We start from the raw sequence: 10,765 nt of genomic DNA, 5'->3' as shown, positions 1-10,765 counted from the left end.
TTTATCAAATAATTTAATGTACCAAAACAACATAAATAAAATACTCGACAACCAACAAGGTGTTGCAAATGCTCAAGAGCGAGTAACAACAGGTGAAAAGTATTTAACCACCTCAGAAGCGCCAGCTGCTATTTCGCAAGCTATGCTGTATTCAAATAAAATACAAACTAATGAGCAGTACACTAAAAATATCGATCAGCTAAATGGCCGCCTAGAAACAGAAGAAAGCGTATTACAAAGCATAAATAGTAATATCCAACAAGCGCAAGAACTCACTATTCAAGCAGGTAATGGTGTTTATACTAAAGACGATTTAAAGACGTTTGCATCTGAGCTTAGCGGCATTCAACAAACGCTAGCTAACTTAATGAACACCCGATCAGAAGACGGAAAATTCATATTTTCAGGATACCAAGACAGCACGCAGCCGTATCAGTTTGATTCTGCGGCGGGTGAGTACACCTATAATGGCGACCAGGGCCAGCACCAGATAACTATAGCTGAAGGTGTATCAATTAAGGCAAGTGATAACGGCTTTGATACGTTTGAAAAAACTAACGCGCGATTAAATGTAGAATCTAACACGGCAAGTGTTTCAGGCTCCATTACAGCGGCAAGTGTATATGTTGACGGTCAAGCTGAGTTTGACAAGTTTCATCAAGCAAATTACAACGCAGACCCAACAGCTCTAGCAACTGCAAATATATATAGTGTATTAGTAAGCCCAGGTGCTACAGCAACAGACCCTCAAACCTACGAAATATACCGAGACGGCGCAGCATTAACCCCCGCAGTGACAGGTGAAGTTACTGATGAGCCTATCGATTTTGCAGGTATGAAAATTGAATTTGAAGGCACAGCACCAGGTCAACTCGATTTTAGCCTTGAAAAACCAGGCAAAGAAAACGTACTTAATACGTTGCAATCGCTTATTACAGGTTTAAATGACGGCACACTTGAAGGTGATGACTTTCAGCAAGTGCTTGCTGATGGCCTAGTGCAATTACAAAACGCCAGTGAGCAAGTTGTGTTTACCCAAGCAAGTTTAGGTGGGCGTATGAACGCGCTTGAAAGAGTAAGCGATTCAAACTTAGCGCTCGATATTCAAAATAAAAGTAATCGCTCTAACTTAGTTGAAGTTGATATGGCAGAAGCTATTAGCGAACTCACTAAACAAGAAACGGCACTGCAAGCATCGCAAGCTACTTTTGGCCGTTTAACTAACCTCTCGTTATTCGATTACTTATAAACAGATTATAAGCAGAAATACCTTGCCGCTTTACCTACTTTAAAGCGGCAATACTTTGCGGCAAAAATTGGCTACAAAATCGCGGCAAAAAAATGTCACCCCTTCCTAAACAACTTCACTCTTTATTTACAATTCAAACAACCATTAATTTACAAGCAAAAACAACCACTTAAGAATCAATTAAAGTTGGCACAGTAAATGCTTTTCTTATTGTAAGAAATTATCGAACAGTGGTTCCTGTTAAATCGTGTTGAACCACACTCTGTTTAAACCTAGGAGATGGTAAAATGGCATTAACAGTAAATACTAATGTGTCGTCACTAAACGCACAACGTAACCTTAATAAATCTGGTGAAGGCTTAGCAACTTCGATGGAGCGTTTATCATCAGGTATGCGTATCAATAGCGCAAAAGATGATGCCGCAGGTCTACAAATTTCAAACAGATTGACGTCACAAATTAATGGCCTAGCCGTTGCTCAGCGAAATGCTAATGATGGTATTTCAATGGCACAAACTGCTGAGGGGGCGATGAGTGAATCAACTAACATTTTGCAGCGCATGCGCGAGCTTGCCTTGCAATCTGCAAATGGCTCGAATTCAGATAGCGATCGTGACGCACTTCAAAAGGAAGTAACGGCATTAAAAACCGAGCTAACAAGAATTGCGGAGACAACAAGTTTCGGTGGTCAACAGTTATTAGATGGTTCTTTTGGATCGAAATCATTCCAAGTAGGTGCCAATGCAAATGAGACAATTGATTTAACATTGAGAAATATGGCTGCTGATAATATTGGAGCTTTTGAGGCTACTTTATCTGGTGATGTAGCAAGCGCTCTTGGTTTAGGTCGTGCATCAGCTGCAGCTGATACTGCAACTGCATCTTTAAATGGTGTTGCTGGTGGGGCACTGAGCGTTAACGGAACTGCTTTATCTACAAACATTGTGGTTAATGCTCAAGCAAGCACAATTGAAACTTCAATTAACGAACTTTCGGGTACTACCGGCGTTACAGCCGATGCTCGATCTCAGGCAGAAATAAAGTTAACAGCAGCAGACTCTGTTACATTTCAATTAAATGGTACACAAATTTCTGCATCAGTGGCAGATACAGCAGATTTAACTGATTTAGCATCAGCTATAAATGCTGAAACAACTAACACAGGGGTTACTGCTTCAAGTAAAGACGGCAAATTAATATTAACAGATGAAAGTGGTAAAGATATTGAAATTGCAGATTTTTCAGCCGCATCTGCAGATATGACAGTCGCGGGTATTTCTCAAGATGGTAACACTCAAACAACTCCAATTACACTGGATGGTCCAGGAACAGCTGGTGACAGCACGACTGTGGCAGGAAGTATAAAATTATCTTCAGAAAGTAGTTTTAGTGCAGTGACAGGAGATGATGCCGATTTAGGTGCTGATGCAGTTTCTATTCTAAACAACGTATCATCTCTTAATGTAGAAACCCAAGATGGCTCTCAAAATGCTCTCGCAGTTATTGACAAAGCTCTATCACAAATAGATTCTCAAAGAGCCGATTTAGGTGCCATACAAAATCGTTTTAGCTTTACTATTAGTAATTTAGCTAATGTTGAAGAAAATGTTTCTGCTTCACGAAGTCGCATTCAAGATACTGATTTTGCAACAGAAACAGCAGAAATGACGAAGAATCAGATATTACAGCAAGCAGGCACGTCAATACTTTCTCAAGCAAACCAAATACCACAAGCAGCCATTAGTTTATTAGGTGGCTAATTATTTAGTTTACTAATAACTAAATATATAAACGCACTTTATTAAGTGCGTTTTTTGTTTTTAGGTTGTTAAAATCACTAAAAGCATAATATTCAAATCGTATTTTAAATCCATTTAGAATAACTAATCATTTAAAACAGTCAGTTAGCTTTTTTTAAGTAAATAAATCAATTTATTTCTAAAATACTTCTAAAGATAATTTATCTCCTGCCGTTAACTTAATCAGTACGGAGCTGAGCATACATTTGTGACAGCTCTTGGTTAAATTAAAATAGCAACATTACGAAAGTAATCAGGAGTTTTATTATGATTTCAGTAAACACAAATGTATCTTCACTAAACGCTCAACGTAACCTATCTCAATCAGGTTCTGACTTAGCAACTTCTATGGAACGTTTATCATCGGGTATGCGTATTAACAGCGCAAAAGATGATGCGGCAGGTCTGCAAATTTCAAACCGTTTAACATCACAAGTAAATGGTTTAGCTGTAGCACAACGTAACGCTAACGATGGCATTTCGATGGCGCAAACTGCTGAAGGTGCGATGAGCGAGTCTACCAATATCTTGCAACGTATGCGTGAGTTAGCTCTTCAATCTGCGAATGGTTCAAACTCAGATACAGACCGTGATGCTCTTCAAAAAGAAGTGACAGCACTAAAAACTGAACTTACACGTATTTCAGAAACGACATCATTTGGTGGCCAACAACTTCTTGATGGCTCATTTGGCTCTAAGTCATTTCAAGTTGGTTCTAATGCAAATGAAACTATAAACGTATCACTTAAAAGCATTGGTGCAAGTGATATCGGCTCATTTAATAAAACCTTAGCTGGGGCTGTTGGAACTGCACTAGGCTTGGGTCGAGCCTCAGCAGCAGCAGCTGATGATGCTGCATCAGCTAATGGTGTAGCTGTAGATGCAACAGCCCCCTTGACTATTAACGGAGAAGTGCTAGGGGCAATTGCAGCTGGTGCTGGTGCAAATTCAATAGCAAGTTCTATTAATGAGCTATCTGGTAAAACAGGGGTGACGGCAGATGCAAGATCTCAAGCCGAAATATCATTATCAGCAGCAGGTTCAGTAACTTTTGATTTGAACGGTGAGCAAATTTCTGCCTCTATTTCAGACACCAGTGATTTAACCGATCTTGCTTCTGCTATAAATGAAGAAACCACCAATACAGGTGTTACAGCTGAGGTAACTGATGCAGGATTAGTCTTAACAGATGAAACTGGTGCAGATATTAGAATTTCAGACTTTGCTTCTACTGCAGATCTAAATGTAAAAGGTATTGCACAAGATGGAACAAAGCAAACAACAGCTATAGTTTTGACTGGTGCTACAGCAGGAACTGATAGTACTACAATCGGTGGTAGTATAAAGCTATCTTCAAACAACAATTTCAATGTTGTGACAGCTACAGATGATAACTTTGGTCTTGATGGAGTTTCTACTCTTGGAAAAGTATCGGATTTAGATATTACTACCCAAGATGGGTCGCAAAGTGCATTAGATGTTATAGATGGTGCATTAGCACAAATTGATTCGCAACGAGCTGATTTGGGTGCTGTTCAAAATCGTTTTGATTTTACGATTAGTAACTTATCTAATATTTCTGAAAACGTATCTGCGTCACGTAGCCGTATTCAAGATACTGACTTTGCTACAGAAACAGCGCAAATGACGAAAAACCAAATTTTGCAACAAGCAGGTACGTCAATCTTATCGCAAGCGAACCAGTTACCACAAACAGCACTTAGCTTATTAGGTTAATAAGTTAAAAGTAATAGCTTAATGGTTAGCTAACTAATACATAAAGTCAGTATTAGTATTTTAAAAAAGGAGGTGGCTTTAGCTACCTCCTTTTGTGGTTTAAGAATATAAACTAAGCTATTGTTGGTTTAATTAAGTACAAATAGGAATCTGTTATGAATACAATTAATTCCAATGCAGAAATTACAACATTACCGGCTTCCGTTGCTGGTGATGATAAGCAAGTAGGGCAAGCCGCTCGCTCTTTAACTGAGCGAGCGGTTGATGATGTAAAGCAGATGGATGCACAAAATCAACAAAAGCTACAGCAAAATCAATACAAAAATAATAATCAAGATGAAAAAGCTCAACCGTTAGAGCGCGAACAGCTCGAACAAATGGCGCAACAATTGCAGGACTTTATGGGTGAAATGAACCGAAGTTTGCAATTTAAAGTAGATGAAGATTCAGGTCGCGATGTTATTAAAGTACTCGATAAAAACAGTGGCGAAGTAATTAAGCAGTACCCTTCTGAAGAAGTATTAAGCTTGGTTTCTAAATTGTCTGAATCTGCCGGAATTTTGATCGACCAAACAGTTTAGTAAGTAATTCAGATTACTATTTTAAGTTAGTTTATTTTTAAGTATTTAAGAGGTGAAGCATGGCTATTTCGTTTACTGGTTTAGGTTCTGGATTAGCAGTTTCGGATATTGTTGATGCGCTAGTGAACTCTGAACAAGCACCCGCTGAATCTCGGTTAAATACTAAAGAAGGTAAGTTAACAACAGATATTTCCGCAGTAGGGGCTTTAAAAGCAGCGCTCGAAAAAGTACAAACCTCAATGGAAGCTTTGGGCGATAGTGATAACTATCAAAAGAGAACTGCATCTGGCAATGATGATTTTATATCAATTAGTTCAGATAAAGACGCTCAGCCTGGTAGTTACAATGTAAAAGTAGATGCATTAGCACAGGCTCATAAATTATCTTCCCCCGCATTTGCAGCAGACGAGGCAATTGGTGCTGGCGTAATTACAATAGGCTCTGGTGCAAATAGTTTCTCTACTGTTTTATCGGCTACAAATACGTTAGAAGATTTACGCGACCAAATTAATAATGGCCCTTTCACTGGCAGTGATAGTAATGACTCAGTTGTAGCCACTATAGTCACGAGTGATACCGGTCAGCATTTAGTGCTTACCAGTAAAGAAACTGGCGAAGACAACGCAATAACAATTACCGTACAAGACGATGACGGTAATAATACTGATACTGGCGGATTATCTCGATTAGCTTATGATGTATCAGACGCAGACCCTGTTAATCATACAACTAACCTAACGCAAGTTAATGCTGCACAAAATGCACAAATAACGATTGATGGCACGTTAACTGTATCAAGCAATACCAATAAATTTACTAATGTGATTGATGGCGTGGATATTACCGCTAAAAAGTTGCATGCCACTGACGACGATTTAAGCGATATATCGGTTACCGAAAACAACAACAATATTCAAACTGGTTTAAACAGTTTTATCACTAGTTACAATGAATTGTTAGAGCTGAGCAATAATTTAGGTGCGTCTAGTGCTGATGGTGTAGGCGTTATGGCTGGGGATTCACTACTTCGTGGTGTTATGTCAAAATTACGTAGTGAAATCACTGAGTCAGTTGATTTAGGTGACGGTAACTCATTATCACTTTCGCAATTAGGTGTTGAAACAGATCGCTACGGTGTTTTAACGCTAAATACAGAAACATTAGATGAGCAAATCGATGCAGATGTAAATTTAGTGCAACAGTTTTTTGTAGGCGAGGACGATGATGGTTTTGCACAATCGTTTGATGAGCTAATGAGCTTTTATACAGACTCCGACGGCATTATTCAAAACCGAATAGACAGTAAAACAAATCAACTAGATGATTTAGATGATGATCGCTTGGACCTTGCCAGTAAAATGGAGTCGCTATCGTCTCGTTTATATGCTCAATATAATGCGATGGATTTATTAGTAGCGAGCCTTAATAACACCAGCAGTTATGTTCAAGCTCAGTTAGAGAATATGCCAGGCGTAGTTAGGCAATCAAATTAGTAGCTGAGTTAAAGGTATTACGAATCAATAAAAAACCGCTAAGTTTAAACTTAGCGGTTTTTTGTTGTTTACTGCTCTTTGATTCAAATAGTAAAATATAGCCATGTATTTAGTTTGAATAAAGGTAGTTTATTAAACCCATTTACTAGATGGCTTTATAAGCTTTTATCGCCTTTCCTGACTTTTTATGTTTAATAATAGCTTTTGATGACTCGTTTTTTGCACTATTCGCTTTTACTAAAATAGTATTAATACGAAGCTGAATTAATTCTAATTGCTCTGCGCTTGGACCTTCGCTACTTTCGCACCATTGCTTTATTTCAGTATTTAAAGTGTCTAAAAAAGGCTGAGCTTCGTCTGCATTATTATCATTTACCAACACTTCAATGTTACTAAGTAATGCTTGTATCTGCTCAGCATGGCTTACTGGTGTTTGCGAATCCATAATTTAAATTAAACCGCAGGGTTTCGTTGATCTAGCGGAATGTTATCCCAGCCTTCTTTAATTTCTTTAACAATACTTGATACTTCAATAATGGCTTCAATATCGTTGTTTATGTTCGCTTGCGTTAAACGGCGTTGGCAGTAATCGTAAAGTGCCAATAAATTGTTAGAAATACTAGGGTCTTGTTCTACTTCTAAATTAAGTGCGTCTTGCAGTGCACCAAATAATAAAACACAGGCTGAAATGTTTTCACCCTTCTTTTGTATTTCTTTGCGCTCAATAAACCCTTTTGTTGCTGCTAAGCGACCGATAATATTACTGAATATAAGATTTATTTGTTCGTAAGGGGCCATTTCGGCAATACTACTGGCACGAACTTGACCGTATTTTTTTACTGAGACATGAGCCATGGGGAAATCCTAAAATTTAAAACGATAAAATTATGTGAAAGCTAATATAAAAAATCAATAAAGCTTTTATACTTTTATAAGAACAAAGCAATATTAATGCCAAGCATTTTCACTTATTTATGTATCGGCATTTGTAACTTCAACTTAAATTTATAATTGAGTTTATTTACTAACAATAGCATTTTTATTGCCGAGTAAATTAATTATTAGAGCTAAGTTGTATTTAGGTAATCGTTAAGTAATCGCTGAGTAATAACTAAGTTAAAACTACAACTCATACTTAATGATTAACTATTAAGTATGATTGACTTAACTAGCCCGTCTGTTTTTTGGCGTTTATGTCAAAAAACTGCCGCTATCACTTGCATCCATGCTGAACTGGCTTACAATTTAACTAATTATACAAATTAGTGAAAGTACGGCTCGCTAAATATGATCTTGATTTTAGATAATAATAACAACCGCGCAATAGGATTAAATGCTTCGCTTGGCTTTATTGGTGAAGCTGCTCAACTATTAAGCGAAGACTGCTTTGAACAAGAATGCAAAAAATATCAGCAGCAAGAATGCATGATCATTTTAGGAGCGTTGCAATCACTTGATCACGAAAGCTTAATTAAACGCTATCCAACTCTACCGTTTTTATTAATTGGCGAAACGCTAAAACCATTATTAAGTATAGCTAATGTAGTGGGGCTTATTTGCGAGCCATTTAATCACGAAGTGACAACTCAGTTACTTCACGACTGCCAGCAGTATCAGCGTATGCTGCCTAATGAGCATAAGCATACTAAACCGCATAAAATCTTTGATGGACTTGTTGGTGAAACAGAGGCCGTAAAAGATGTTCGCTTTTTAATTGAACAAGTGGCAAAAACCGACGCTAATGTTTTAATTTTAGGTGAATCAGGCACTGGTAAAGAAGTGGTTGCCCGTAATGTACACCTGCTTTCAAAGCGTATTAATGGACCGTTTGTACCAGTTAACTGTGGTGCTATACCGGCTGAGCTGCTCGAAAGTGAACTATTTGGCCACGAAAAAGGCGCGTTTACTGGTGCTATATCGGCGCGTAAAGGGCGGTTTGAACTAGCTCAAGGTGGGACGCTATTTTTAGATGAAATAGGCGATATGCCACTGCAAATGCAAGTTAAGTTGCTGCGAGTATTGCAAGAGCGAAGTTATGAACGAGTTGGTGGTACAAAGGCTATTCAGGCTGATGTACGCGTTATTGCAGCCACGCATCGTAATCTTGAAACAATGATTGAAGAGGGCAGTTTTAGGGAAGATTTATATTACCGCTTAAATGTATTTCCTATCGAAAACCCATCACTGAGTGAACGTGCTGATGATATTCCGCTGCTTTTAAAGGAGTTAATGCGCCGTGTTAACGACCAAACAGGTTCTACCGCTAAGTTTACCGAGCGCGCAGTTGAGAGCTTAAAAGAACATGCTTGGCCTGGTAATATTCGTGAGCTTGCTAACTTAGTGGAACGTATGGTTATTATGTTTCCTGAAAAAGTGGTCGATATTCCCGATTTACCTAATAAATATCGTTACATCGAAGTTGAAGCCTACGAGCCAGAATACCCTGAAGAGTTAATGGAAAAAGACGCCTTTAACGATATATTTAGCACCGGTTTTAGCGATTACGAAAGTGAGCCAGACGCTGAGTTTAGCCAAACGGGTAGTGGGCTATTGCCAGATGATGGTATTGAACTTAAAGATTATTTAGCAGAGCTTGAAATTAGCTTAATAACCCAAGCTCTAGAGCGCTATGATTACGTTGTAGCTCGCGCTGCAGAAATATTAGGTGTACGCAGAACCACACTCGTTGAGAAAATGAAAAAGTATAATCTATCACGGGATTAAGGTTTAAAAGCAGCTGTCAGTGTTTAGTTATAAATTGGCCAAACACAGTAGATAAATAACCCCTCGTTTTGTAGGTGCGGTTTTATACCGCACTTTACTTAAAAATATTAGCAAGAGCGCGAAGTAAATTCGCACCTACACGGTTTTTACTTTTGTTGTAGACGCTAGACTTGCACGCGTGAAAAACGAGACTTTTAATCACTTAAATAAAACGCCATCTCACAAAGAGATAAACGAGGGTAAATGAGAAACCATAGTCAACTTACGCGTCACTTCTCTAAAGCGCAGCGTCTCTTAACCTCTTTGTGAACAAATCACTTTTATGGTTATAAATCACTTACCCACTAAAAGCCTTAATAATTTCTTCTTTTCTAAAACAATCATTACTGTGATCGTTAACCATACCGCAGGCCTGCATATGAGCGTAAACCGTTGTAGGGCCTAAAAACTTAAAACCCCGTTTTTTTAAATCTTTCGCAAATGCGGTTGATGCCTCTGTAATTGCAGGGTAGTCCTCAACGTTATTTAAATTACTTATAATCGGCTTATTACCCACAAACTGCCATTGGTAGTTACTAAAACTTCCAAATTCTTCTTGGATTTCTATAAAGCGCTTTGCGTTGTTAACAGTTGCCGAAATTTTTAAGCGATTGCGCACAATACCCTCATCAAGCATTAGTCTCTCAACGTCATCTTGTGTGAATTGTGATACTTTTTTTACATCAAAATTAGCAAATGCTTTTTTATAACCGCTGCGCTTTTTTAAAATTGTGTACCAGCTTAAGCCGGCTTGCGCGGATTCAAGCGTAATAAATTCAAACAGCTTTGTATCATCATAAAGGGGGACGCCCCATTCTTCATCATGGTAAATAACGTAGTCGGGTTTAGTGGTGTCGAGCCACGGGCAACGGCACTTTATTTGCTCACTCATTATTATTCCTTTTTGCGTGCGTCATTTTTATGTCGCTCAAATTGTTGATGTAACTTAATGATAAGTATGCAAATAAATTTTGGTATAAATCGTGCATTTAGACATATATCTACATCAATTCGAGATTTGATTATGGCCCTTGCTAGCGTGCTAAAACCACAGTTTTTTTCTGCAAATCAGTATAACCCATGTTTACTTCAAGAGGAGTACATTGGTGAATTAAGCGATCTGCGCAAGCAAGCAAGTTGGCT

Annotated in this window: 9 protein-coding genes and 2 pseudogenes; 8 read left to right on the top strand and 3 right to left on the bottom strand. The window is 38.2% G+C overall.

What is annotated here, in order from left to right; translation table 11 throughout:
- The 6 genes and pseudogenes from flgL to fliD form a co-directional block, all read left to right on the top strand.
- A partial coding sequence (gene flgL, locus ENH88_RS06120; protein ID WP_304180701.1) for a flagellar hook-associated protein FlgL occupies positions 1-1,249 on the top strand: 1,249 nt, incomplete at its 5' end.
- Positions 1,250-1,536: 287 nt separating this feature from the next.
- On the top strand, positions 1,537-3,009 hold the full coding sequence (locus ENH88_RS06115; RefSeq protein ID WP_304180699.1) for a flagellin: 1,473 nt from the start codon (positions 1,537-1,539) through the stop codon (positions 3,007-3,009).
- Between the two features lie 306 nt (positions 3,010-3,315).
- A pseudogene (locus ENH88_RS23195) lies at positions 3,316-4,224 on the top strand (flagellin hook IN motif-containing protein); the annotation flags it as partial.
- Positions 4,225-4,422: 198 nt separating this feature from the next.
- Positions 4,423-4,785 (top strand): flagellin, encoded by a 363-nt coding sequence (locus ENH88_RS23190; RefSeq protein ID WP_414704808.1) that lies wholly within the window; start codon positions 4,423-4,425, stop codon positions 4,783-4,785.
- A gap of 155 nt (positions 4,786-4,940) precedes the next feature.
- Entirely contained in the window at positions 4,941-5,366 is a 426-nt protein-coding gene (locus ENH88_RS06105) for a flagellar protein FlaG (protein WP_304180697.1), read from the top strand.
- Between the two features lie 59 nt (positions 5,367-5,425).
- On the top strand, positions 5,426-6,859 hold the full coding sequence (gene fliD / locus ENH88_RS06100) for a flagellar filament capping protein FliD (RefSeq protein ID WP_304180694.1): 1,434 nt from the start codon (positions 5,426-5,428) through the stop codon (positions 6,857-6,859).
- A gap of 145 nt (positions 6,860-7,004) precedes the next feature.
- Here fliD and ENH88_RS06095 read toward each other — a convergent pair whose 3' ends face one another.
- Together ENH88_RS06095 and fliS are read right to left on the bottom strand one after the other, a co-directional pair.
- A complete protein-coding gene (locus ENH88_RS06095; RefSeq protein WP_304180691.1) occupies positions 7,005-7,304 on the bottom strand; it encodes a hypothetical protein in 300 nt (99 codons plus the stop codon).
- A gap of 8 nt (positions 7,305-7,312) precedes the next feature.
- On the bottom strand, positions 7,313-7,714 hold the full coding sequence (gene fliS, locus ENH88_RS06090) for a flagellar export chaperone FliS (RefSeq protein WP_024608173.1): 402 nt from the start codon (positions 7,712-7,714) through the stop codon (positions 7,313-7,315).
- 432 nt (positions 7,715-8,146) lie between these two features.
- Between fliS and ENH88_RS06085 the strand changes: the two genes are divergently transcribed.
- A complete protein-coding gene (locus ENH88_RS06085; protein ID WP_007581875.1) occupies positions 8,147-9,583 on the top strand; it encodes a sigma-54 dependent transcriptional regulator in 1,437 nt (478 codons plus the stop codon).
- Positions 9,584-9,920: 337 nt separating this feature from the next.
- On the opposite strand, the gene ENH88_RS06080 is transcribed toward ENH88_RS06085, so the two are convergent.
- A complete protein-coding gene (locus tag ENH88_RS06080; RefSeq protein WP_304180686.1) occupies positions 9,921-10,514 on the bottom strand; it encodes a DNA-3-methyladenine glycosylase I in 594 nt (197 codons plus the stop codon).
- Positions 10,515-10,580: 66 nt separating this feature from the next.
- Between ENH88_RS06080 and ENH88_RS06075 the strand changes: the two are divergent.
- Positions 10,581-10,765, top strand: a pseudogene (locus tag ENH88_RS06075) (PAS domain-containing sensor histidine kinase); the annotation flags it as partial.

Source organism: Pseudoalteromonas prydzensis (assembly GCF_011050055.1).
Lineage (GTDB): Bacteria > Pseudomonadota > Gammaproteobacteria > Enterobacterales > Alteromonadaceae > Pseudoalteromonas > Pseudoalteromonas prydzensis_A.
Note: the sequence above shows the minus strand (reverse complement) of the source record. Positions and strands in the feature narration are given on the sequence as shown.